This window comes from Methylomonas sp. LW13, assembly GCF_016865255.1.
Taxonomy (GTDB): Bacteria; Pseudomonadota; Gammaproteobacteria; order Methylococcales; family Methylomonadaceae; genus Methylomonas.
Window position 1 is genome coordinate 5,201,995 of sequence record NZ_CP033381.1, and the last position, 24,789, is coordinate 5,226,783.

At 51.9% G+C, this 24,789-nt stretch carries 26 protein-coding genes; 19 read left to right on the top strand and 7 right to left on the bottom strand.

The features are described 5' to 3' along the window. Window positions 1-18 precede the first annotated feature (18 nt). From JL719_RS23735 to JL719_RS23750, 4 genes are all read left to right on the top strand, one after another. Window positions 19-501: a MarR family winged helix-turn-helix transcriptional regulator gene (locus tag JL719_RS23735; RefSeq protein ID WP_084153347.1), complete on the top strand. Its 483-nt coding sequence runs from the start codon at window positions 19-21 to the stop codon at window positions 499-501. 6 nt (window positions 502-507) lie between these two features. Beyond that, a complete protein-coding gene (locus JL719_RS23740) occupies window positions 508-1,734 on the top strand; it encodes an RNA polymerase sigma factor (RefSeq protein WP_033157659.1) in 1,227 nt (408 codons plus the stop codon). Between the two features lie 537 nt (window positions 1,735-2,271). Then, complete coding sequence (locus JL719_RS23745; RefSeq protein WP_033157658.1) at window positions 2,272-3,411, top strand: helix-turn-helix domain-containing protein; 1,140 nt, start codon at window positions 2,272-2,274, stop codon at window positions 3,409-3,411. After that, window positions 3,408-3,899, top strand: a complete 492-nt coding sequence (locus JL719_RS23750; RefSeq protein WP_033157657.1) for a DUF4411 family protein — start codon at window positions 3,408-3,410, stop codon at window positions 3,897-3,899. The genes JL719_RS23745 and JL719_RS23750 overlap by 4 nt, the downstream gene beginning before the upstream one ends. Window positions 3,900-4,058: 159 nt before the next feature. On the opposite strand, the gene JL719_RS23755 is transcribed toward JL719_RS23750, so the two are convergent. Both JL719_RS23755 and JL719_RS23760 read right to left on the bottom strand, forming a co-directional pair. Further along, window positions 4,059-4,244 (bottom strand): hypothetical protein, encoded by a 186-nt coding sequence (locus JL719_RS23755; protein ID WP_051670133.1) that lies wholly within the window; start codon window positions 4,242-4,244, stop codon window positions 4,059-4,061. Between the two features lie 16 nt (window positions 4,245-4,260). Beyond that, window positions 4,261-4,623: a YchJ family protein gene (locus JL719_RS23760; protein ID WP_225892937.1), complete on the bottom strand. Its 363-nt coding sequence runs from the start codon at window positions 4,621-4,623 to the stop codon at window positions 4,261-4,263. Between the two features lie 215 nt (window positions 4,624-4,838). On the opposite strand from JL719_RS23760, the gene JL719_RS23765 reads away from it, so the two are divergent. From JL719_RS23765 to blaOXA, 8 genes are all read left to right on the top strand, one after another. Beyond that, a complete protein-coding gene (locus JL719_RS23765; RefSeq protein ID WP_033157656.1) occupies window positions 4,839-5,231 on the top strand; it encodes a YciI family protein in 393 nt (130 codons plus the stop codon). 121 nt (window positions 5,232-5,352) lie between these two features. Then, the gene (locus tag JL719_RS23770) at window positions 5,353-5,838 is read left to right on the top strand and encodes a VOC family protein (RefSeq protein ID WP_033157655.1); all 486 of its coding nucleotides are present in this window, start codon (window positions 5,353-5,355) and stop codon (window positions 5,836-5,838) included. Window positions 5,839-5,880: 42 nt separating this feature from the next. After that, on the top strand, window positions 5,881-6,288 hold the full coding sequence (locus JL719_RS23775) for a VOC family protein (protein ID WP_033157654.1): 408 nt from the start codon (window positions 5,881-5,883) through the stop codon (window positions 6,286-6,288). A gap of 11 nt (window positions 6,289-6,299) precedes the next feature. Beyond that, a complete protein-coding gene (locus tag JL719_RS23780; protein WP_033157653.1) occupies window positions 6,300-6,656 on the top strand; it encodes a YciI family protein in 357 nt (118 codons plus the stop codon). A 25-nt stretch (window positions 6,657-6,681) separates the two neighbouring features. Then, window positions 6,682-7,242, top strand: coding sequence for an SRPBCC family protein (locus JL719_RS23785; RefSeq protein WP_033157652.1), 561 nt, complete (start codon window positions 6,682-6,684; stop codon window positions 7,240-7,242). Beyond that, window positions 7,239-7,715, top strand: a complete 477-nt coding sequence (locus tag JL719_RS23790) for an SRPBCC family protein (RefSeq protein WP_033157651.1) — start codon at window positions 7,239-7,241, stop codon at window positions 7,713-7,715. The genes JL719_RS23785 and JL719_RS23790 overlap by 4 nt, the downstream gene beginning before the upstream one ends. A 47-nt stretch (window positions 7,716-7,762) precedes the next feature. Then, a complete protein-coding gene (locus JL719_RS23795; RefSeq protein WP_033157650.1) occupies window positions 7,763-8,245 on the top strand; it encodes a VOC family protein in 483 nt (160 codons plus the stop codon). Beyond that, window positions 8,245-9,027 carry a class D beta-lactamase gene (blaOXA, locus tag JL719_RS23800; protein ID WP_033157649.1) on the top strand — a complete coding sequence of 261 codons (783 nt, stop codon included), beginning with the start codon at window positions 8,245-8,247 and terminating at the stop codon, window positions 9,025-9,027. Before JL719_RS23795 ends, blaOXA begins: the two co-directional genes overlap by 1 nt. Before the next feature lie 10 nt (window positions 9,028-9,037). Here the strand turns inward: blaOXA and wrbA are convergent, their stop codons facing one another. Further along, entirely contained in the window at window positions 9,038-9,628 is a 591-nt protein-coding gene (gene wrbA / locus JL719_RS23805) for an NAD(P)H:quinone oxidoreductase (RefSeq protein ID WP_033157648.1), read from the bottom strand. Continuing rightward, window positions 9,628-9,975 (bottom strand): arsenate reductase (glutaredoxin), encoded by a 348-nt coding sequence (gene arsC / locus JL719_RS23810; RefSeq protein WP_033157679.1) that lies wholly within the window; start codon window positions 9,973-9,975, stop codon window positions 9,628-9,630. The genes wrbA and arsC overlap by 1 nt, the downstream gene beginning before the upstream one ends. Window positions 9,976-10,047: 72 nt before the next feature. Between arsC and hldE the strand changes: the two genes are divergently transcribed. From hldE to JL719_RS23840, 6 genes are all read left to right on the top strand, one after another. Beyond that, entirely contained in the window at window positions 10,048-11,475 is a 1,428-nt protein-coding gene (gene hldE, locus JL719_RS23815; RefSeq protein WP_033157647.1) for a bifunctional D-glycero-beta-D-manno-heptose-7-phosphate kinase/D-glycero-beta-D-manno-heptose 1-phosphate adenylyltransferase HldE, read from the top strand. Window positions 11,476-11,504: 29 nt separating this feature from the next. Then, window positions 11,505-12,614: an AAA family ATPase gene (locus JL719_RS23820; RefSeq protein WP_033157646.1), complete on the top strand. Its 1,110-nt coding sequence runs from the start codon at window positions 11,505-11,507 to the stop codon at window positions 12,612-12,614. Between the two features lie 2 nt (window positions 12,615-12,616). Continuing rightward, window positions 12,617-13,207, top strand: coding sequence for a DUF4276 family protein (locus tag JL719_RS23825; protein WP_201799007.1), 591 nt, complete (start codon window positions 12,617-12,619; stop codon window positions 13,205-13,207). A gap of 69 nt (window positions 13,208-13,276) precedes the next feature. Next, complete coding sequence (ubiA, locus tag JL719_RS23830; RefSeq protein WP_033157644.1) at window positions 13,277-14,140, top strand: 4-hydroxybenzoate octaprenyltransferase; 864 nt, start codon at window positions 13,277-13,279, stop codon at window positions 14,138-14,140. A gap of 150 nt (window positions 14,141-14,290) precedes the next feature. Then, window positions 14,291-14,740, top strand: coding sequence for a nucleoside deaminase (locus tag JL719_RS23835; RefSeq protein ID WP_033157643.1), 450 nt, complete (start codon window positions 14,291-14,293; stop codon window positions 14,738-14,740). Window positions 14,741-15,002: 262 nt separating this feature from the next. Then, window positions 15,003-15,650, top strand: coding sequence for a glutathione S-transferase family protein (locus JL719_RS23840; protein ID WP_033157642.1), 648 nt, complete (start codon window positions 15,003-15,005; stop codon window positions 15,648-15,650). A 240-nt stretch (window positions 15,651-15,890) separates the two neighbouring features. On the opposite strand, the gene JL719_RS23845 is transcribed toward JL719_RS23840, so the two are convergent. From JL719_RS23845 to JL719_RS23855, 3 genes are read right to left on the bottom strand one after another with little or no spacing between them, the layout of a single operon-like run. Continuing rightward, the gene (locus JL719_RS23845) at window positions 15,891-19,007 is read right to left on the bottom strand and encodes an efflux RND transporter permease subunit (RefSeq protein WP_033157641.1); all 3,117 of its coding nucleotides are present in this window, start codon (window positions 19,005-19,007) and stop codon (window positions 15,891-15,893) included. Beyond that, on the bottom strand, window positions 19,004-20,071 hold the full coding sequence (locus JL719_RS23850; protein ID WP_033157640.1) for an efflux RND transporter periplasmic adaptor subunit: 1,068 nt from the start codon (window positions 20,069-20,071) through the stop codon (window positions 19,004-19,006). Before JL719_RS23850 ends, JL719_RS23845 begins: the two co-directional genes overlap by 4 nt. 41 nt (window positions 20,072-20,112) lie before the next feature. Beyond that, window positions 20,113-21,039 (bottom strand): hypothetical protein, encoded by a 927-nt coding sequence (locus JL719_RS23855; RefSeq protein WP_033157639.1) that lies wholly within the window; start codon window positions 21,037-21,039, stop codon window positions 20,113-20,115. A gap of 557 nt (window positions 21,040-21,596) precedes the next feature. On the opposite strand from JL719_RS23855, the gene JL719_RS23860 reads away from it, so the two are divergent. Then, window positions 21,597-24,536, top strand: a complete 2,940-nt coding sequence (locus tag JL719_RS23860; protein ID WP_051670131.1) for a cytochrome c peroxidase — start codon at window positions 21,597-21,599, stop codon at window positions 24,534-24,536. Window positions 24,537-24,789 lie beyond the last annotated feature (253 nt).

Sequence of the window (24,789 nt, forward strand, 5' to 3'; positions counted from 1 at the left end):
CCTGCCTATAATGTCAACATGGTTGACCAAATAGCCGCTATCGATAATCCCCTGCTTGATGAAACGCCGAAGCCGGACAGGCGCGAAGCCGCGTTACGTCTGGCTATCGAACAATTTTACTTCGGCTATCGCGCCTTTACCGTACAGCCGGACCGCATCCTGGCCGAGCGCGGGCTTGGGCGGGTGCATCACCGGATCTTGTATTTCGTCGGCCGCAACCCGCGGATTTCCGTGAACGCGCTGCTGGGCATGCTAAGCGTCAGTAAACAAGCTCTGAACGCGCCATTGCGGCAGTTAATGGACATGCAGCTGGTCATGATAGACACGGCCGCGCATGACAAACGGGTACGCGAACTCAGCTTAACGCCGGACGGCGCGGAATTGGAAGCGCAACTGACCGGCACGCAAATGCAACAGCTGCAAACGGTATTCGCGCAAGTCGGCGCCGAAGCCGAAGCCGGCTGGCATGAAGTGATGCGTAGCTTGAGTGCACAGAGCTGAGCAGCCGTGCGCGAAAAAATCGACGCCATCTACCAAAGCGAATCCCGCCAGGTACTGGCCACCTTGATTCGGCTGCTCGGCGATTTCGATGTGGCCGAGGAAGCGCTGCACGATGCCTTTCGCGTTGCGCTCGAACAATGGCCGCGTGACGGCTTACCGGCCAATCCGCGCAGTTGGCTGGTGTCGGCCGGCCGCTTCAAGGCTATCGACGGCCTGCGCCGGCAAGCCCGCTTCGATGTGCTGGAGGATGCCGATACCTTGGCGGATCCAGCCAGCGAACCCGGCGACACGGATGACGAAGGCCTGGAAGACGACCGCCTGCGGCTGATCTTTACCTGTTGCCATCCAGCGCTATCCCCGGATGCCCAAGTCGCATTGACGCTACGCGAAGTTTGCGGCCTGGCCACCGAGGAAATCGCCCGCGCCTTCCTGACGCCGACACCGACGCTGGCCCAACGCATCGTCCGCGCCAAAACCAAGATCCGTGATGCCCTCATTCCCTATCAGGTACCGTCGCCTTCAGAACTCCCACAACGCCTCGATTCGGTGTTACGGGTAATTTATCTGGTGTTCAACGAAGGCTACTCCGCGTCGTCCGGCGACGCGCTAACCCGGCATGATTTGTCGGAAGAAGCGATACGCTTGGGACATTTGCTGGTCGAGTTACTGCCGGAGCCGGAAGCGCAAGGCTTATTGGCGTTGATGCTGCTGCACGAATCCCGCCGCGCCGCCAGAACCACAGCCGACGGTGAACTCATTTTGTTGGATGACCAAGACCGCAGCTTGTGGGATAAGGAACGCATCGTCGAGGGCTCTGCACTGGTACAGCGGGCCTTAGGGTCGCGGCGCTTCGGCCCTTATGCGTTGCAAGCCGCCATCGCTGGGCTGCACGCCAACGCCAGCCACGCCGCCGCCACAGACTGGCCGCAAATCGTCGCACTCTATGAAGTCTTATTGCGCATCGAAGCCTCGCCGGTAATCGAATTAAACCGGGCCGTCGCGGTAGCGATGCGCGATGGACCTTTAGCTGGACTGGAGTTGATCGATGCCATTTTACAAAACGGCGACCTTACCGATTATCACCTCGCGCATGCGGCACGAGCAGATTTGTTCCGGCGTCTGGGCAGAACCGACGAAGCGGTCGCAGCTTACGAACAAGCCCTGGCTTTGACGCGGCAGGAGCCGGAACGGCGCTTTTTGGCGCGCAGACTGCGCGAAATCCGCTTGGAGTGACGATATCAGTAAAAAATTGGCGATTGATTTTAAAGTGATATTTAATCATTTGCGTCGCGCACCAGACGCGCTTTTTGACACAACAAATGAAAAGTTTCGCGCCGCGCCATTCTGATAGAGCAAGTTCGGCCAAAGCCCCCTTACTTAAAAAGGTGCCATCCGCCATGAAATTGCGTCGATTGAAGTCGGGCCATTGTAGCCTCGATGCAGCGTTAGCGGAATCGAGGGCGTCGGCCTGCCGGCCATCAAACCCACATAGACAATTAAAAGAAGCTGGGCTTCGAAACCTCGATTCCATCGAGGCTACTTGCTAATTGCCCGTGGATCAAACAAGTAGAGCTCAGACAATCTCATTATGAAGAAATAATTACTATTTGTAATTCATGCGTTTAGGTTCAAAGTATTGCCTATAATGAGGCCTGCCAATCTCGCCGCGTTGGCACAGCGGCATCAATACAAAACGAATCGCAGCATTCGGTATCGACAAGTTGGTATAAATGCATTAATAATCGATTAGTTGGAAGAAAAAATAGACTTATGACCACCGCCAACATCAACACGACCATGCTGACCTGGGCGCGCGAACGCTCCGGCATCGCCGTGTCTGAATTTGCCCGGAAGTGCGGTGTCAGCCTAGACAAGCTCTGCGAATGGGAGTCCGGCCACCGCTCTTTGACCTTTAAGCAGGCTATGACCTACGCCGAAAAGGCACATATCCCATTCGGCTATTTGTTTCTTGCCCAGCCTCCAACCGACGAATTGCCTATTCCCGATTTAAGAACGATCGAAGGCCAAACCAACCGTAGACTCAGCGCGGAATTGCTTGATCTGATCAAGCTGATGCAACAGCGCCAGGAATGGTACAAAGACTATTTGCAACAGCATCTTGTCGGTCCAAATCCTATCGTTGGCCGCTTTGTCGTCAAAGATGGGGTAACCGCCATCGTGCGCGACATTCGCACCGCGCTCGGCGTCGGCAATCACCCGCAACGCGGCAGCTGGGAAGACTATTACCGCGATCTGGTCAACCGTATCGAGTCTGTAGGGGTGTTGGTGATGCGCCAAAGCGATGTGGGCCACTACACGCGACCATTGCGCGTCGAAGAGTTTCGAGGTTTTGCAATTGCTGACAATTACGCGCCGATCATTTTCGTCAACCATGCAGATGCCTTGGGTGCACGGCTGTTCACCCTGATCCACGAACTCTGCCATATCTGGATCGGCCAGTCTGGCATTTCCGACGCTAGCACGCAAACCCATCGGGCAGAAGAGATTCTTTGTAATGCGGTAGCCGCCGAGTTTTTAGTCCCGGCCACTGAATTTCAGACCATATGGAGGCATGATCTGGACAACTGGCAGTCCAATTTGCCGACTTTGGAATCGCATTTCCACGTCAGTACGTGGACCTTGGCGCGCCGCGCACTGGCTTTAAACTACATAACTCAGGACGAATACCAGCGTTATATCAACACCCAGCAAGCGACTTATAAGGATCGCGACGATAACGGCGGCCCCGGTTATTACCGTACCAAAAAAGCCCAGATTAGCCAGCGTTTTTCCCGCGCGGTCGTCAGTGAGGCTCTCAGCGGCCAACTTTTACTCCGTGAAGCCAGCCAGTTATTGGGTGGTATCAAACCCGACAAAATCGCCACCTTTGCCAAGGAGTTGGGCGTTTGAAATATCTTCTCGATGCCAATACCTACATACAAGCCAAGAATTTCTATTACGGCATGGACATCTGTCCTGCTTATTGGGATTGGCTGGATCGGCAATTTCAAGCGGGTTTGGTCGCCAGTGTTCAGATGATAGGCAAGGAACTTAAAGACGGTCACGACGAACTAGCCGCATGGGCCAAGGCGCGCTCAGAACACTTCATCAACAACGACGACACCGAAACCCAGTCGGTGTTTTCCGAAATTGTTCAAAGTGTCGCAGCCGGCGACTATAACCCCGGCAACCGCGACAACTTCTTAGCAAAAGCCGATCCCTGGCTCATCGCCAAAGCTAAAACCCTTGGGGCAACGGTGGTCACCCACGAAGCCTTTCTGGCGCCGAACACTAAGAAAGTCAAAGTTCCCAACATTTGCCTGCAATTCGGTGTGCCTTGCCTGGATACGTTTCAGTTTCTGCGGGAATTGGATGCGCGGTTTGTTTTGGAACACTAAAGCAAAATGCACTGAGTTGTGACAACCGGCAATCGTAGAATAGTTATCCGGCTAGCTGAGATAAATACTGCATTTCTTTGACCTCGGAAATGTGATGGCGATGAAATTCCGCCAGGCCCGGTTCCGATGCGATTTTTTCTACATAACCTTTCAAAACCGCTAGTTGCTGTTCGGCAATCTGTTGGGCATTAGGGTGGCGAACGCGGTCAGAAACGACGAAAGGCTGGTCACCACTTGTCCGCCTTTGGGTTTAAGCGACACTTTGACCAGACTATCGACCAGCTGTGGCGTGTACTTCAACATATAGTCCACATAGCGGCGAATCTGCGGGATCTGTTCCTCCAAGGCCTGCCTTTCTGCATCAAAATCCTCGCGAGACAGGATTTTCTTGTCGGCAAATACCGGCGCCGCCAATTCTTTCCGGTTGGCTAGTTTTATCGTGGCGCCCCGCTGGTGACATATAGCCATTCGCCATTTCCGTGGCGTTGCGGATTTCCAGGCTGCGCCACTCGCATTCCTCAGCCATCCGCTCGGCTTCAGCCCGATTAAAATCCTCTTTGATTTCCGGCGCATGGGTGCGTTCGACATGGTCCAGCTTGCGTTGTACGAAAGCCGTGTAACGCGAACGCATCAAAGCTTCGGTGGTGGGCGCCGGCGCACCGTCGATAATCGGGCCGCAGCATTCGGCATAATCCAGTTTGGAGCCGCCAGGGCAAAGCGTCATAGTTCATCTCCGGTTAGGTTGCGAAAAATTGAGGTCGATCTTTCAATGGTAAGCGACAGCCGGCTTCGGCTCAGGGCAAGCACTGGAAATTGTCGCCATGCATCGACACCACTTTCGGTAGCTCGTTTCAACGATAAAAACGTTCCAGTTGTCGAATATGCCCGGCGCCGAACGACTACTCAGTGCGAACATTATTTTTAACCCAGGAGTTGACCATGAAATACCTATGCCTGATTTGCGCCGAAACCGTGATGGAGGGAATGTCGAATGACGCGGCAGCCAAACACTTTGACGAATACGCCGAATTTACCCAAGCTATCCGCAACAGCGGCCATTACCTGAGCTGCAATCGGCTGCTGCCGGCCAATGCGGCCATCACGCTGCGGGTGCGCGGCGGTAAAGTCAGCATCACCGACGGCCCGTTCGCGGAAACCAAGGAACAACTCGGCGGCTATTATCTGATCGAGGCTAGCGATTTAAACGAGGCTATCCAGGTGGCCGCGCGGATTCCCGGCGCCAAGCTAGGCTGTGTGGAAGTGCGGCCGATAGCCGAAGACCGGCAAACGCTGCAAGCGTTGGGTTTTTTGGAACCGGACAATTTGCGTTAGCCGGCAAGTTTGCCAACTAGTGGAAAAAATTTCTGCGGCTTGTCGATTTCGGCATTCGCGGTTCGACAACAGGCGTAAGCAGTCTTTTTTCCACAACAAACCTAAAACCAGGAGCACAGTCATGAACAACATCAAACCGATCCCCGACGGTCACCACACCTTAACCCCTTACCTTGTAGTACGCGGCGCGGCGGCGGCACTGGAATTTTACGCAAAAGCCTTTGCCGCCACCGAGCTGTTGCGTCTGCACGCACCCGGCGGCGCGATTGCCCACGCCGAATTCAAAATCGGCGATTCGCATTTCATGCTGGCCGACGAAAGTCCCAATTGCGGCGACATATCGCCACAGGCGCTAGGCGATACGCCGGTAAAATTGCATCTCTACGTCACGGATACCGACGCGGTATTCGCGGCTGCCATACAAGCCGGCGCAACAGAAATCATGCCGCCCACCAACCAGTTCTGGGGCGACCGAATGGGCGCGCTGACCGACCCGTTCGGCCATAAATGGCTGATTGCCACGCATATCGAAGATGTCGATCCGAGCGAATTTCAGGGCAGAATGGAAGCTTTCTTCGCCGCTCAGACAACAGCCGGTAAACCTTAAATCGGCCGATTTCGGCATCCTCGCACCTTCAAAGAGAGCAATATGAACACGCAAATATTCGTCAATCTGCCGGTAAAAAACCTCGATCAATCCGTGGCGCTTTTTACCGCGCTGGGCTACAACTTCAACCCGCAATTTACCGATGAGACCGCGACCTGCATGATCGTCAGCGAGAACATCTTCGTCATGCTGTTGACGGAAGACAAGTTCCGCACGTTTACGCCCAACAGCATTTGCGACGCCACGAAAAGCACGGAAGTACTGATCTGCTTATCCTGCCAAAGTCGCGAGGCGGTGTACGACATGGTAAGTAAGGCGGTTGCAGCCGGCGGCAGCACTTATAACCAGCCGCAAGACCACGGCTTTATGTATGCGCACGGTTTTCAGGATTTGGATGGCCATATCTGGGAACTGGTCTACATGGCACCGGATGCGGTATCCCAGCACTAACGGAGAAAGCGATGAAATATATGCTACTGATTTATCTCGAAGAACACAGCCTGGACGAAGCCGACCGGCAAGCTTGTTATGCCGAATCCACCCAACTCGCGCACAAGCTCAAAGCCAACGGCCAATATCTGGCCGCCAGCCCGTTACACCCCACAGCCATGGCGACCAGCGTGCGGGTGCGCGACGGCAAACGCTTCATCACCGATGGCCCGTTCGCGGAAACCCGCGAACAACTGGGCGGCTACTATCTGGTCGACGTCCCGGATCTGGACGCGGCTCTCGCTATCGCCGAACAGATTCCGATGGCACGCAAAGGTACCGTCGAAGTGCGGCCGCTGATCGAGATTCCGGGTTTGCCCGGCGATTGAACTTACCATGCTTTAGGAGCAGACCATGATCAAAACCATCCTTATCGTTCTCGTCGTCATAGTCGTCGCGCTACTGATCTATGCGGCAAGCAAACCCGATACCTTCCGCGTACAACGCGCGATCACCATCAAAGCGGCCCCGGATAAGATTTTTCCGCTGATCAGCGATTTGCACAATATGCAAACCTGGTCGGCTTGGGAGAAAGTCGATCCGGGCATGAAGCGGACATATAGCGGTGCTGCCAGCGGGCCGGGTGCGGTCTATGAATGGGAAGGCAACCAGGAAATCGGCCAGGGGCGCATGGAGATTCTGGAAACCAATCCACCGGTAAAGCTGATGCTGCGGCTGACTTTCATTAAGCCATTTCCAGCCGAAAACACCGTGGAATTTACGCTACAAACCGAAGGCGTTGTTACTCATGTCACTCAGGCCATATACGGCCCCAGCCCCTTCCTATCGAAAGTGATGAGCCTGGTGTTCAGCATGGACAAAATGATAGGCGGCAAATTCGAGGAAGGTTTAGCCGAGCTAAAGACCATCGCCGAAAAGTCATCATCTATTTCAATTTCAGAGGACAAGCCATGAAGCCAACAGAACAAACAGCTGAATCGCGTGAATTAATGCTGACGCGCCTGATCGATGCGCCACCCGAGAAACTCTATAAAGCCTGGACCGAACCGGCACTGCTCAAGCAGTGGTTTTGTCCGAAGCCCTGGACCGTGGCTGAAGCCGAACTCGATGTCAGAGCCGGCGGCACCAGCATCATCGTGATGCGTGGCCCGGACGGCGAGGAGTTTCCAAACCAAGGAATCTATCTTGAAGTCGTGCCAAACGAGCGTTTGGTGTTTACCGACGCCTATACCAGCGCCTGGGAACCCTCCGCCAAACCCTTCATGACCGGCATCATCACGTTTACACCTGAAGCCGGAAAAACCCGCTACACCGCGCGCGTGTTGCATTGGACCGCGGCAGACCGGAAAGCCCACGAGGAAATGGGCTTTCATGAAGGCTGGGGCAAGGCCACCGACCAACTGGCCGAGCTGGTAGCCGGCTTTTAAGACGGGAAAACCGGTCATTACTTTTTAACACTAACCGAGTAAACACCATGCCCAAAATCACCCCATTTTTATGGTTCGACGACCAAGCCGAAGAGGCGATGAATTTTTACGTATCCATTTTTAAACATTCGAAAGTCTTGAGCGTTACTCGCTACGGCGACGCCGGGCCAGGACCGAAGGGCAGCGTGATGACTGCCAATTTCGAGCTGGACGGACAAGTATTTACCGCGCTCAACGGCGGCCCGACGTACCCGATGCAACCGTTTTCCCCAGCAATTTCGTTTGTCGTACACTGCGAAACTCAAGCAGAAGTGGACCACTATTGGGAAAAACTATCCGCGGGCGGCAAGCAGAATCAATGCGCCTGGCTGGAAGACAAATTCGGCGTAACCTGGCAGATCGTGCCGAATGTGCTGCTTGAATTGATCAGCGATCCCGACCCGGTAAAAGCCGGACGGGTGATGCAGGCCATGCTGAAAATGACCAAAATAGACATAGACACCTTAAAACTAGCCTACGCACAATCCTGATGAAACCGCTATTCGCCACTCTACTGTTACTACTTGCCGGCCGGGTTAACGCCATCGAATGGGTGGATAGTCCTGCGCTCGCCACACTGTTCAGCGAAGCCGGCGTGCATGGCACTTTCGTAGCCTACGATGTCGATGCGGATAGGCTAATCGGCCACGACCAAACTCGCGCGGAAACCCGCTTCATCCCGGCCTCGACCTTCAAGATTGCCAATAGTTTGATCGGCTTGTCGGTAGGCGCGGTCAGTAGCGTAGACGAGCCGTTGCCATACGGCGGCCAACCACAAATGATCAAAGACTGGGAACGGGATATGGGCTTACGCGAGGCGATCAAACTATCCAACGTGCCGATTTATCAAGCACTGGCGCGGCGCATCGGCCATGAGCGGATGCGCGAGGGAGTTGCCCACCTGGGCTACGGTAACGCCGATATAGGAGATACGGTTGATCGGTTTTGGCTGGATGGTCCGCTGCAAATCAGCGCGGTGGAACAGACGGCATTTTTGGCCCGCTTGGCGCGGGATCAATTGCCGCTGGCAGGCGATGTTCAGGCCAAAGTGCGGGAAATCCTGATGCTGGAGCAGCAGGGCGCACGAAGTTTATACGGCAAAACCGGCTGGTTAAACGCGCCCAATCCCGGTATCGGCTGGTGGGTGGGCTGGGTCATGCGCGGAAATCGTCTGTACAGCTTTGCATTGAACATCGACATCACTCAAGCCGCCGACGCACCCAAGCGGGTAGAGTTGGGCAAGGCCTGTCTCAAGGCCTTGGGAATATTGTAACCGTAAGGCCTTATTTGGCTCGCAACGCCAATGCGGTTTTCGCCAGACGTTCCCCCAGCACCCAGCACAGGCGTTTTTCATGCTCGGTGAGTTCGGCATCAGTATCGGCGACATGGCTGGGCCCGTAGGGCGTGCCGCCGCTGACCGTTTCGCGTAGAGCAATCTCGTTGCACGGCAGACTCATCAGCAACATGCCGTGATGCATCAAGGGCAGCATCATTGATAACAGCGTGGTTTCCTGACCGCCGTGCATGCTGCCGGTGGACGTAAACACGCCGGCCGGTTTGCCGGACAAGGCTCCGGAAAACCATAACGCGGTCGTGCCATCCAGAAAATGCTTTAACGAAGCCGCCATATTGCCGAAATGGGTGGGGCTGCCCAGTGCCAAGCCGTCGCAGGTTTCCAGATCCTGCAGGGTCGCATAGGGTGCGCCGGCATCGGGAATGCTATCGGCGATTTTCTCGCATACCGCCGAGACTTCCGGTACCGTGCGCAAAATCGCTTCCGCGCCGGCCACCGATTCCACGCCCCGACCGATCTGTTGCGCCATCCGCGTGGTGCTGCCGTCGCGGCTGTAATAAAGAATCAAGATTTTCGCCATCAAAGTATCGCCAACACGCTTTCCGGCGGCCGGCCGATGGCGGCTTTACCGTCTTTCAACACGATGGGCCGTTCGATCAATTTGGGAATTCTGATCATCGCTTCGATCAAATCCGCATCACTCAAGGACTTGTCGTCCAAACCGTTTTCTTTATATTCCGGCTCTTTGGTACGCATCAAGTCGCGCGGCTTGATATTTAACTTGGTCAGAATGTCCTGCAGTTCAGCGGCGGTAGGCGGTGATTTAAGATATTCCACAACTTCCGGCTTAACGCCTTGCGCTTCCAATAGTTTCAAGGTGTCGCGGGATTTGCCGCAACGCGGGTTATGGTAGATTTTGACGCTCATGGTTTGCACCTTAATCATGACGGGTTGCGGCTATAATAGCACCCTTCGAATCACGGATAAGCTCCCAAAGCCATGCAATTACCCAACTATTCAACCGCCCGCGTGCTGGTGGTCGGCGACCTGATGCTGGATCGTTACTGGCACGGCGCCACTTCACGGATTTCCCCGGAAGCGCCGGTGCCGGTGGTACACGTCAAACAAGACGAACAACGGGCGGGCGGCGCCGGTAACGTGGCTTTGAATATCGCCGCACTGGGTGCAAAAGTATCGCTGCTGGGTTTTACCGGCGAAGACGAAGCGGCGACGGCGTTGAAAGCTTTGCTGCAACAGGCCAAGGTTTTATGCCTGTTTCAAGCGGTGCCGGGTTATCCGACCATCACCAAATTGCGGGTAATGAGCCGCCATCAGCAATTGATCCGCCTGGATTTTGAAGACGGTTTTAATCATGTCGATAGCGACGCGTTATTGCATCTATACCATGCAGAGATGATGCAATCGCAGGTCATCGTGCTGTCTGATTACGGCAAAGGTACTCTAAACCAGGTACAACAATTTATTAAATTGGCAAAGCAGCTGAACAAACCGGTGTTGGTCGATCCGAAAGGCAGCGATTTTTCGATTTACCGGCAAGCCACGCTGATTACACCCAACCTCAGCGAGTTTGAAGCGGTGGTGGGCCGCTGCGCCGACCAACAGCAAATCGTCGAGCGCGGCGTAAATTTGCTGGCCGAACTGGAATTACAAGCGCTATTGGTCACCCGCGGCGAAAACGGCATGACCCTGCTCAGCAAGGACGAAGAACCCTTGCACCTGCCAACCCATGCCCGCGAGGTATTCGATGTCACTGGCGCCGGCGACACGGTGATTTCCGTGCTGGCAGCCAGCCTGGCCGCGAAAAAACCGCTGGCCGAAGCCACGCAACTCGCCAACATCGGCGCCGGCATCGTCGTCGGCAAAATGGGTACCGCCACCGTCAATACCGACGAATTGCATGCCGCCTTGCAAGGCCCGCGCGCCCATCACAAAGGCGTTTGCAGTTTGTCCGACCTGCTTGCAGAACGCGCCGACGCCAAACAAAACGGCGAAAAAATCGTCGCCACCAACGGCTGCTTCGACATCCTCCATCCCGGCCATGTCCGCTATCTGCAACAGGCCAAAACCCTGGGTGATCGATTAGTCGTGTTAGTCAACAGCGATGCCTCCGTGCAACGCTTAAAAGGCCCGGAGCGCCCGGTCAACAAACTGGATCACCGCATGGAAATGCTGGCCGCACTGGAATGCGTGGATTGGGTCGTGGAATTTGAGCAAGACACCCCGAAAGAAGTCATCGACCAATTACTGCCCGACATCCTGGTCAAAGGCGGCGACTATACCGACATCACCAGCATCGCCGGTCACGAAAGTGTATTGGCGAATGGCGGCGAGGTGAAGATCTTGTCGTTTATTGAGGGGCATTCGACGACTTCGATTATTCAGACGATTAGAGATAAATCCGTATAACTTCTAATGCAAAATTTATAAGGCAATTTATGCCAGAACAAAATAACACTCATCTTCATCAAATAACACTTAAAGGCTTCAAATCTATAAAGAGCCTTAATTTAAAGATGAACCCAATAAACATACTTATTGGCGCAAATGGTGCAGGCAAAACAAATTTCATTTCCCTGTTTACGTTTCTGAGAAATTTATCCGAAGGAAAACTGCAGTCTTATGTTGAAAAGCAAGGCTTTGCAAATACATTCTTCCATTTTGGCTCTAAAGCTACTCCACGAATTACCATAGATATTGAAATAGGAAATAACAGTTATCATACTGAATTTGTTCACAGCGACAGCAACGATGCTTTGGTATTCGATATAGAGTATTGCAAGGTTAACACTTCAAAATCCAACTGGTCAATAAGAGGTAAGCTGGGAGAAAGTGGACTACTACCTGGATCAGAGTCTGATAGCGAATACGTGAGAAAATATACTAGAGAATATTTACAAAAATGTAGAGTCTATCATTTTCATGATACTAGCCCCACTGCTGGCTTTAAACTGGCACAAAAGCTAAGTTCAAATGTATTTTTCAACTCCGATGCCAGCAATTTAGCACCATTCCTTCTCTATCTCAGGAATCTTCATCATACTAGTTACCAAGAGATAATTTCAGCCATCCAAACAGTAGCACCTTTTTTTCACGATTTTTACCTTGAGCCAAACGGCGAGAACGGAGATAAATCACTGCTATTAAGATGGATTCATCGCGATTATGAAGAGCCCTTTTCAGCGAACCAGCTTTCGGATGGTACCGCGCGATTTATATGCATGGCTGTGTTGTTTCTTCAGCCCGAACGATATAGACCTAGTACGATTATTCTCGATGAGCCTGAGCTTGGCTTACATCCCGCTGCATTGAACGTGTTATCTGAAATAATCAAAACCACATCTAAGACAAACCAAATTATATGTTCAACGCAATCGGTTGCTTTTGCCAACCAGTTTGAGCCTGAAGACTTTATTGTTGTTGATCAAGAAAAGGGTGTATCTACATTTAAAAGACCAGATAAACAAGCTCTTGAACTTTGGCTTGAAGATTATCGAATGGGAGATATTTGGACCAAAAATCTAATTGGAGGTCGTCCGGAATGGTAAGGGTGGGAATTTCGGTAGAAGGCACTACCGAAGAACGTTTTATTAAGATACTACTAGAACCCTACTTATCCCAGAAAGGCATATTTGTTACGCCGATTCCGATTAATGGAAATGTAAGTATTGACCGAATAAAGTATGAACTAGCAAAAATTTACTATAGCTTTGACTATGTCAGCACTTTTTATGATTTCTATGGATTTAAAAATAAATCTGACGGCGAAACTAAAACCAGTCTGGAATCCAAAATTAGGCAATCAGTCAAAGAGGAATTGAGATCGAAAATTTTACCCTATATTCAAATGTATGAATTTGAAGGATTACTGTTTTCCTCTCCTGAAGCTATATCATCGATACTTCAAAATAATTCGCTTACAGCATGGGCAAACGATGTGCTAGCGCAATTTGATAACAATCCCGAAAAAGTGAACGACTCTAAAGAAACAGCACCATCAAAGCGCTTAGAAAAGGCTGCGGATTATAGAAAGACTACTCATGGGCCAAATATTTCGAGGCAGATAGGCCTGGCGAAAATGAGGCAAATGTGCTCGGGGTTTAATGACTGGTTATCTGAATTGGAAAGCCTTGTTAATTAGGCGACCAGCCCGTAACCAAATAATATGCCAGCTCCAATAAAGCTCTTCCAAATTCTAAAAGCCTAACCAATGAATAAACTCTCGGACCGCCTCCACCAATACTGGCTTCTAGCCCGCTTCGATAAACCCATCGGCATTTTCATTTTGCTGTGGCCGACATTATGGGCCTTGTGGATTGCCGGTGACGGTAGACCGGACAGTTTGGTGCTGACCGTGTTCATTGCGGGCGTGGTGCTGATGCGGGCGGCGGGTTGCGTGATTAACGATTACGCCGACAAGGATTTCGATCCGCATGTTGATCGCTGCAAGCTAAGGCCTATCGCGGCGGGCAAAGTCAGCCCTAAGGAAGCGTTGATTGTATTTGCGGTGCTGTGTCTTACTGCCTTTGGTTTGGTGTTGCTGCTGAATGGGTACACCATCGGTTTGTCCTTCATCGGCGCGTTTCTGGCGGCCAGTTATCCGTTCATGAAGCGCTTTACCCATTTGCCGCAGGCTTATCTGGGCGCGGCGTTTGGGTTTGCTGTGCCGATGGCGTTTGCCGCGCAAACCAACGAAATCCCCTTGGTAGGCTGGATTCTGTATCTAGCGGTGCTGCTGTGGGCGCTGGTCTACGACACGATGTATGCGATGGTGGACATCGACGATGATTTGAAAATCGGCGTGAAATCCACGGCCATTTTGTTCGGTAAGCGGGTGCGGGAAATAACCGGCGGACTGCAAATCGTCATCCTAGTGTTGTTGATGACAGTCGGCCTGATGAAGCAATTGAGTTGGCCATATTACGCCGGTTTAACCGTGGCAGCCGGTCTGGCGGTTTACCAGCAAAAATTGATTTTTCATTTCGATAAACCCAAGTGTTTCAAGGCTTTTTTGAATAACAACTGGTTCGGTCTGGCGGTGTTTGTTGGCATTGTGTTCGCTTATTGGCAATAACGGATCGAGGCGCTTAGGTTTGGAAAATCTCCCCAGCCCCTTTTTAAAAGAGGTTTTTGGAGACCTAAAACTCGACTTAACCCCATACCCATCTACCCAGCCTTTGTAGAACGGATTTTCAAACATACCCAATTGATTTTAGGATTTGCGATGAACTATCACGAGATGCTCGCCGTGGCGTTTGCCGAAGCAAAAGCCGGTTTTGACGAAGGCGGCGTGCCGGTCGGCGCGGCCTTGTTCGATGCTGATGGCAGCTTGCTGGGCCGGGGCCGCAACCGCCGCGTGCAAGATAACGATCCGTCTGTGCACGGCGAAACCGATGCCTTCCGCAATGCCGGCCGGCAGACCAGCTACCGCGACAAAATTTTGGTCACCACCTTGGCACCGTGCTGGTATTGCTCGGGATTGATTCGGCAATTCAATATCGGCACGGTGGTTGTCGGCGAATCACGCAACTTTTCCGGGCATCTGGACTGGCTAAGAGAAGCCGGCGTCAAGATTGTGGAATTGAACGACCCCGTCTGCATCGAGTTGATGAGCCGTTTTATTGCTCAATCACCAAAGATTTGGTTTGAAGACATCGGTGAGGATTGTTGTTAAACCAAAATTGGCCGCTGATTCCACCCGTTCAATAACACAGCCGTTGAACCCAACTAAACGTCCGTTGCAAAATGGCATTGCCCTATGCGGTTAATTATTATAAAACGGCGGGAATGATGCGCTGACACCTAAAGGCGTTCTTCGCTGTCAAACCTTCGAGAGTGGAAGGACTTTTCATTTCCCTGGGTTCCCTCATTCTCCGGGACGGAGATATCCGATTAAATAAATTCTCGATCCATAATCTGCAAAGGAGTTTTCGTTTATGAGTCTGTCCTTAGTCATCGGTAACAAAAATTACTCATCTTGGTCGTTACGGCCTTGGTTGTTTTTGAAATATCACGACATCGATTTCACGGAAATCCGCATCCCGCTGTATAGAGAGGATTCAAAAGACAAACTGCTGCAATACTCGCCGACCGGTAAGGTACCGGTTTTGTTGGATGGCGAACTTAAGGTTTGGGATTCACTGGCAATATTGGAATATCTGGTGGAACGCTTTCCGCAAACCCAAGGCTGGCCGGAAGATTTTGCCGAACGCGCTGCGGCCCGCTCCTTAGCTGCCGAAATGCATTCCGGATTTACGGCGCTGCGTACCTATTGCGGGATGAATTGCAAGCGCAAACCCTCAGCCAAACCCTTGCCGGAAGCAGTACATCCCGACATCGAACGTATCGGTGAAATTTGGCAACACTACCGACAACTGCACCGCCACGACGGTCCGTGGTTATTTGGGCGTTTTACGATAGTCGATGCGATGTTCGCCCCCGTCGCCTTGCGATTTCACAGCTATCAACTGGCAACCAATAAAGAGGCGCAGGCCTATGTGGACTCAGTGCTGGCTTGCCCGGCTGTAAGCGCCTGGATGGAAGCCGGCAATTTGGAAAGCGAGGTAATCACCGCGTTTGAATAATCGGTTTACAACGTTGCTTATCACCAAAATAAAATGGTCGCTGCTTTACTGAAATGATCGATATTTTCAAAACTGAGTTTTGCCGATATGCCAGTGCAGATGTAAAAGGCAACTGGAAAGATCAACTCATTGACCAGCCATTAATCGGTCGTTCCCGTAATGCTTTTCTCCAGTTCATACCGGGGCATTCGAAACCTGAATTTCACCCACGCGAAAACACCGGTTTCTAAACCTTAAAAATTAAACAGTGATTCTGAACCAAGCTGCATATAAAGCCGGCAAAAACAGCAGCGTCAACGCAGTCGCGACGGTCAAACCTCCCATAATCGCCACTGCCATTGGGCCGAAAAAGGCGCTGTGGGTGAGGGGAATCATGGCCAATATTGCCGCCGCCGCCGTTAATACGATGGGGCGAAACCGGCGCACCGTCGAATCGACAATCGCATCAAAATCCGAACGCCCGGCCTGCTTATCCTGATCGATTTGATCGACCAGAATTACCGAGTTGCGCATGATCATGCCGGAAAGTGCGATGGTACCCAACATCGCCACAAAACCGAACGGTTGTTGAAAAATCAACAAAAACAAGGTCACGCCGATTAGTCCCAGCGGCGCTGTTAATAACACCAAGGCCATCCGCGAAAAGCTTTGCAACTGGATCATCAGCACAGTCAAGACCGTCAGAAAGAACAAAGGCATACCGGCAGCCACCGAATCGCCGCCCTTGGCCGATTCTTCCACCGCGCCGCCGGTCTCCAGGCGGTAACCGGGCGGTAATTGCCGCTTTATGTCGACCAGTTGTTCTTCTATCTGAGCCGACACCATCGGCGCCTGCATATTGCCATACAAATTCGCGCGCACCGTGACGGTAGGAATGCGATTACGCCGCCAAATCAAACCTTCCTCAAAACCGTATTCCAGTTCCGCGACTTGCGACAGGGGCACACTGCGTCCGCCGGGGATCGGTATCATCAAATTTTGCAGACGCGATAAATGCTTACGTTCGATTTCGGCGCCACGCACCAATAAGTCGATGCGCTCGATGCCTTCACGAAATTCGGTCACATACAAGCCTTGTAGCGCACCATTGACAATATTGGCAATATCACTGGAACTAATCCCCAGCAGTCTGGCTTTCGATTGGTCAACATTCACGCGCACGACTTTCACCGGCTCTTCCCAATCCAACTGCACGTTGGACGGGTAAGGGTTGGCGCGCATCACATCTGCCACTTGGCGGGCAATCGTGCGTAGCGTTGATAAATCGGGCCCGGAGACTCTGAATTGCACGGGAAAACCTACCGGCGGGCCGTTCTCCAAACGTAATACGCTGCCGCGCATATCCGGAAAATCCTGTTCAAACAAATGTATGAGTTTATCGCGCAGTTGTTCTCGTTCCGCTGGGCCATTGGTCAACACCACAAACTGCGCAAAGCTGCGTTGCGGTAGTTGCTGATCCAAAGGTAAATAAAAACGCGGACTGCCGTTGCCGACATAAGCCACGTAGTTATCGATGCCGCTTTGCTCATCCAGCCAGGCCTCCAGTTTTTTCACATCGGCTTCGGTGGCGGCATACGACACACCCTCAGCCAAACGCAAATCGACGATTAACTCCGGCCGAGTGGAATCCGGAAAAAACTGTTGCTGGACAAACTTAAAACCGAAGATCGCGGTAATAAACATGGCTATGGTTAAAACAATCACCAGCCAACGGTGGATAACGCAAGCGGCCACCAGTTTTCGGAAGCGCAGATAAAACGGCGTTTGATATAGCTCGTGGGCGTGGTTCTTGGGCTGTTCGGCATGTGGTTGTTTCCGCAACTTGGCCCAAATCCGCGCCCAGCTCGACGCTTGCTCTTGTCCCTTGCTCAAGTCAGGCAATAAGCGATGTCCCAAATACGGTACAAACACTACCGCCGCGAACCAGGAGACCAACAAGGCGATAACCACCACTTGAAAAATCGAGCGGGTGTATTCGCCGGTAGAAGACGCCGCCGTGGCAATCGGCAAAAAGCCGGCAGCGGTTACCAATGTGCCGCTCAGCATCGGCATCGCGGTGGATGTATAGGCAAATGCGGCAGCACGAGTTCTATCCCAACCCTGTTCCATCTTAGACGCCATCATTTCCACGGCGATAATGGCATCGTCCACCAACAAGCCCAAAGCCAAAATCAACGCACCCAGAGAAATTTTGTGCAAGCCAACGCCAAACAGATGCATCAGCCAAAAAGTGACTGCCAACACCACCGGAATCGTGATCGCGACCACGATGCCGGTGCGTAACCCCAACGACAGCAGGCTAACGCCCAACACTATGACGACCGCTTCGGTCAGCGATTTGGCAAACTCGTTAACCGAACGCTGCACCGCTTTCGGCTGCGAAGACACAGTATGCAATTCCAAACCCACCGGCAATTGGGCTTGGGTAGTTACCACGGCCTGGTCCAAATCGCGGCCCAGCTTGATGATATCGCCGCCAGCACGCATCGCCACGCCGATCAACAGCGCGTCATGACCTTTATAACGCACCCGGTCCTTGGGGGGATCTTCAAAGCCGCGGCTGACTTTGGCGACATCACCCAACCGAAATTCGTTGTTATTGGCGCGAAAACGTACATCCCGCAGTTCTTCCAATCTATCGTAACGACCGGTTACCGCAATCCGAATATGCTCGTTTTCAGAATCGAAACTACCGCTGCCCGTCACCAGATTCTGCGCTTGCAAGGTGCGGAGCAAGGTGGCAACGTCGATGCCGATGGTCGCTAATTTGGCATTGGACAATTCGACGTAAATGCGTTGTTTCTGCTCGCCGAAAAAGTCAACCTTGGCAACATCGTTCACTCTGAGCAGTTCGGCGCGCAACGTTTCCGCGTGACGCTTCAGTTCCGCATAGTCGTAGCCGTCGCCGGTCAAGGCATACAAGTTTCCGTATACATCCCCAAACTCGTCGTTGAATGTCGGCCCTTCAACGCCTGCCGGCAGGGTGTAAGCAATATCGCCGATTTTTTTGCGAACCTGATAAAAAATGTCCGGGACTTGCACCGCTGGTGTGGAGTCCTTGGCCGACAGAAAAATTAAGGATTCGCCCGGTCTGGAATAGCTGCGTAAATTGTCCAGCCAGGGTACTTCCTGGAGTTTTTTCTCCAGTTTATCGGTGACTTGTTGTTCCACTTCCTGCGCGCTGGCACCGGGCCAACCGGTGCGGATAACCATCACTTTGAAAGTGAACGGCGGATCTTCAGACTGGCCCAGCCTGGTATACGAAAGCATCCCCACCAAGGTCAGCATCAACATGGCATATAACACCAATGCCGGGTGCCGCAAAGCCCACTCGGAGAGATTGAAGCCCGATTTCATGGTTGGCTCCGCAGCGGCGTTGCCCTAACTTTCTGGCCGGGTATCAAAGTTTGCACCCCCGCCACTACTACTTGTTCGCCTTTTTGGATACCGCCGGCAATCAACACGCCATCTTCGCGAAACGCGCCGGCCTGAACGGTTCTAGGCTGAACTTCACCGTTCGCCGGATTCACCACCCAGACGACGGATTGACCGTCACGCTGAGTAAGCGCTGTGGTGGGTAATAAAAAATCCTTGGTGTCCTGATGATAAAAGCGAACGCCGGCCGTCATGCCCAAACGCACCGAATCGTCGGCATCCAGCAAAACCACACGTACTTGAAAAGTACGTGTGAGATTATCGGCCGCCGGTGCCACTTCCCGGACTTTACCGTGATATACGGTAGTGGGGTTGGCCCACAATCTGATTTCCGCCGGCACATCGGCAGCGATGCCCAGCATGCGCGACTCGGGAACGGCTATTTCGACTTCTTTATTTTCCGGCACGGCAATACGAACAATAGGCTCGCCGGCGGCAACCACTTGGCCCGGTTCGGCCTGAATGCGGGTAACCACGCCATCCCGCTCCGCCAGTAACTGCGTGTAGCGCGACTGATTGCCGGTTACCGCGGCTTGCGCGCGGGTTTGCTTTACCCTGGCCGCCGCCGCCTTGAATTGCGCTTCCTGAATATCCAAAGCCTGGTTGGAAATGAATTTGCTGGCGTGTAATTGGCGTTGTCTGTCCAGCTCGGCTTGGGCCAAGGCCAGATCGGCTTCCGCCGCCCGGACTTCCGCCTGCGCCGCTTGGGTGGATAAACCGGTATCCATACTATCCAGTTTGGCCAACAGCTGGCCTTTCGTCACCACTGCGCCTGTATCGACATTGCGTTCGATAATTTTGCCGTTGATGCGAAAACCTTGAGCACTTTCGTAGCGGGAGCGAATTTCGCCTATCAATATGATAGGAGCGGCTGTGGTTTGTTCGCCTACTGTCACCACTAAAGCCGGTCTGGGCGCTGATGCCGTGGGCGCTGGTTTTTCGCAAGCGGCCAGCAATAGCGGCAACGTCAACAACAAATATTTCATTTTATCCCCTAAAAAATGGCACTAGCTGCATCCAGAGTTATTTATGCCATGGCCTTGCGGATTAACTCCAGCGGCACCAGCGAAATCAATGCTCTAAACAACAAGGCGTTGTGATTGTTGACTAGGCCGTAACATTCGTAATCCAAGGGTGTGGCGTTCAAATCGCCGAAATCGTGCGCGGCACAATCCGCTGCGGGTTTGATCAAAATATGCACCGCGTCGTTACTTTTAAGCTGCGACAAACAACGTCTGTCGATGGAAATTTTGTGCGAAGTATAGACCATGGGGTTACGCTCGAAATCGTGCAGCCATTTCAAGGCCTTTTCCAGCAACGCACTGGAGAGCAATGCGCACGGAAACATCTCCGGGAAAATCACCTTATCCTGTAGCTCGTCGAAATACTGGGTTTGATCACGCAGTGATGCACACAAAAAATTCTTGGCATTGCTGGTCATCATGAACTTGCGTTTGAGAAAAAAACCATTGCTCAAAAAACAACGGTCAGGCTGGATTTTTAATTCGCCGACCCGAGACAAATCCGGCTGATCTAAAAACAGCGGTTCGGCGGTTTCTTTTTTATAGCCGGTCAAGGCCAGTTTGCCGTCGGCTTTGACGATAATCCGGTTGCTCAAGCTTGGCGACGGTTCGTTCTTAAATACCGATTCTTTAATATCCACTTCAATCGCCTGGTTCGGCTTAATGGCATTGGCAAAAGCAAACTGGTAATTGCTGAAGTTCAAGCCCTGTTCGGCTAGCAATTTTTCTTCGTCATGTTGCCGGCGATAATCCGCTATCTTGCCTTCGATCAAGGACTCCAGCTGAAACCCCAAGGTAATCGGGCCGTTAAACGGGTTGCCATTGATGTTCTGCCACTTCCGGCTATCGTGGAACAGATTGAAATCGTCGGTGGAATTGCGGGCGATGTCGATATGTAGCTGACTGAAAACATCAGCATTGTTTAGATTCATGTGGGAAGCCTCCGCTCAGCTATCGTCGAAACGACAAGTTTAATCCCATGCGAGCAACTTATCGAGGATAGAACTTACATCTACCGTTTACCCGTTTAGAAACAGAAATTTTTGATTCTGTTCATGATCGACAGCAATTGCCGCAAGCTTGTCGAACCCCACATACTCTTTGAGGAGTCATTAGCTAACTCAACTTATTCAATGTTTCTTAAAATCCAGGATAGCTATCTGATCAGAACTTCCCTACATAAATCGTAGGTATTGTCTGATTTTTTTACAGTTGAAAAAATACCTTGGTCCAATTGCTAATTAACATCTTAACTGATAAGAAAATTTGTCCTATCGGTATATTTATTGCTGTTCTCAATCCGAGCTGACCATTCTGGAACCGCTCAACATTCAATTTTTCAACTTCCTAACTAAATGATATGAATCAAAGCAATTGTACCCAGTTGCCGCTTGTCGACCAGCAATCGGAACCCCCGAGAACCAAAATAAATGCTCTTTCTGTTTTGGCGATAGTTTTATCGACGTGCTATTTCCCAGCCACTCAGGCCGTGGTGTTTTTTTCCGACGATTTCGAGCGCACCACACTTGAACAAAGTGCAGGTTCGCCGAACGGCTTCATTCAAGACCAAATGCCCAATAGCGCCTATCAGTATTTTCCCAAAACCCGAGTTTGGACTGCAGGCGACAATAATCTGGAATTGCTGACAAATGGTGCCTCCGGTGTCAACGCGCACAGCGGCAGACATTTTGTCGAATTGGATACGTGGGCCAATTCCAGCATGTCCACCAAAGTTAAATTGGTCAACGGCCAACATTATCGTCTGCGGTTTCACAGCCGCTCAAGAAGCCTTTTCCAGTTGGGAGGCGGTTTGCGTGCCGCAGTGACAGCACCCAACTTTAACAGCGGTTATTTTTCTGTTGTAGGAACTAGCAACTGGACGGAGTGGCAGTTCCTGTTTTTGTATAGCGGCCCAACCGGTGAAGCTACATTAAGTTTTGAAGCCACTGGCACGTCTGATGGCATAGGTACTTTCCTGGATGATGTTTCGCTGGAAACTACGATTTCAGGGGATCCCAACACCCCTGAAGCCTTGACCGGCATCTTACCGCCTGCCACACCCGGCCTATTTGGCAATGAAAAAACCCGAACCGACATTGTCACCCCTATTGTTGTCGATAAATCGGCCGCGATTGCTCTGGGTAAAGCGTTGTTCTGGGAGCAAGGTGTTGGTAGTGATCAAATGGCTTGCGCCAGTTGCCACTTTCACGCTGGCGGTGATAACCGGGTAAAAAACCAGCTTTCGCCCGGCTTAACCCATGCTGCAGCAACAGGCACTACCTTTGAACCCACTTTGTCTGGCGCGCTTGGTGGTCCAAATTACACCCTGACTAAAGCCGACTTTCCCTTTGACCCTGCCAATGACGACACGGTGACCTCCTCAGGTACCTTCTCGGGTCAATTCTTCTCGACAATTGCTGACAGCAATAACGAGGATTGCGACCGCGATGTGTCCCCCATCTTCCATGTCAATGGCGTGGGTACCCGGAATGTTGAGCCGCGAAACTCACCAACCGTGATCAATGCCGCTTATAACTACCGTAACTTCTGGGATGGTCGAGCCAACAATGAGTTCAACGGTGTGTCGCCCTTCGGCTCGCGCGACGTTGCGGCGGGCGTTTACATCAACGATAACCTAACCCGGAACGTGGATTTCCAACAGGGCACAAACAATTTCAGCGGCACTGTCGACACCTATCTCGACGCCAGCTTCAGGAATACAGCGTATGCGACCGCTACTTCCCTGTTAGTTGACGATGGCTCTCCCAATCAGAAAAACATTCTGATTCGTTTCGACGGCTTGTTTGGGAACGGTCCAGGACAAATTCCGCCCGGTTCGAAAATCGAAAGCGCGTCACTGAAGGTATTTGTGACCAAAACCGATGGTCTGGATTACGTCGGAATCAATCAAATGTTGGTGCCCTGGAGCGATACTTCGACCTGGAACTCTCTCACCAGCGGTATTTCGACCAACAATGTGGAAGCGAGCAGCACCCAATTGTTCCGCTTGTCCGCAGGCGGTTCAGGAAACCAAAGTTTCGACAACTTGGCTTCATCACTTCAAGCTTGGTCCAATGGTGCGCCCAATTACGGCTGGGTGATTAACACGGGCTCAACAGACGCCGATAACTGGACTATGGCCAGCGCCCAAGCAGCCACCACATCACAACGGCCAAGACTGGTCGTGACCTACACGCCACCGGCCAAAATCGTCAAAAAACCGCTCAAATTGAACAACGCCTCCTTGGCGTCTCAAGCGGTTGGTCCAGTCGGTAGTGATTTTGAAATGGCTTGTCGGGCGCGTAAATTTGCCGACGTCGGGCGTAAGCTTTTGAATAGAAAGCCCTTGCAGTTCCAATCGATAGCGGCTGATGACAGCGTGTTGTCTGCTTTACCTACGCTGCTGGGCGGCAACGGAACCTATAGCACCCTGATCCAAAAAGCCTTTGCACCCGCTTACTGGAACGGTGATTGCGGCAGCCAATGCGGTACGCCCAGTACAGGGGTGGCGCCTAACGCGGCTTACAATCAGATGGAAGCCAATTTCTCGATGTATTTTGGTATTGCCTTACAGCTCTATCAAGAAACATTGGTATCCGATGACAGTCGCTTCGACAAATGGAAACGCAGCTTGTACATCCCCACCACAGCCGAGCGTAACGGTGAAGCGATATTCAACGGTAAGGGGGAATGCAATGCCTGTCATAAAGGGCCAACGATGTCCAACGCCACCAACTTGCAAACCAGTGACAATGTCATCGAAGGCATGTTGATGAAAAACAACCAGGTGGCGATTTACGATAAAGGCTTTTACAACATCGGTGTCGTTCCAACCGATTACGATATTGGTGGCGGCGGTCTGGATCCATTCGGTAACACGCTGTCTTTGTCACGCCAGTATGTGCAAAGTCAGTTTGTCGACAGTTTTGGTGTTGAACCTTGTAAGTTTGACCAAGATAACGGCCTATGTGCGGATAACTCACCGGCGCGACGCGCTCAGAACACTGCTGTGGTAGATGGCAGCTTTAAAGTACCGACGTTGCGTAATGTGGAATTTACGGGACCGTACATGCATAACGGTAGCTTATCAACGCTGGAACAAGTGGTGTCCTTTTACAACCAAGGCGGCAACTTTGATAATCCGCAAAAACATCCGGATGTCAAACCGCTGGGTTTAACACCGCAAGAACAAGCGGATTTGGTGGCATTCATGAAAACTTTCACGGATCCCCGAGTCAGTTATGAACGCGCACCTTTCGACCACCCATCACTGACCATTCCGCATGGCCATGTCGGTAACGAGTTTTTCGTAACGGATGGTAATCAATTGGACCCAGCTCTGGGTGTGGATGAAAATCGCACTTTGCCGGCCGTTGGCCGCCTTGGCAAATCGGCTCCATTGCCTACCTTCGAAAGTGGCTTGAAATAAACGACCGCTTAAATCTCTTCACCCACCGATTAAGGCTGGTGGAGAGATCCCATTCAAAAAGACATGGGCACGGGCTGATAAGCCTGTGCCTTTTTTATGTAAGCCTGCAACACTAGGGCTGCCCAGGGATTTTCCCTTTTTTCCGAGTGTTAGTTCAATCTCCTACACAAGTCTGACGGCCCATCCCAATTGCATTTTTCCTATAGTTTGCAACAGCTGTTCAAAACCTGTTGTTTAAATAGCTATAAATTTG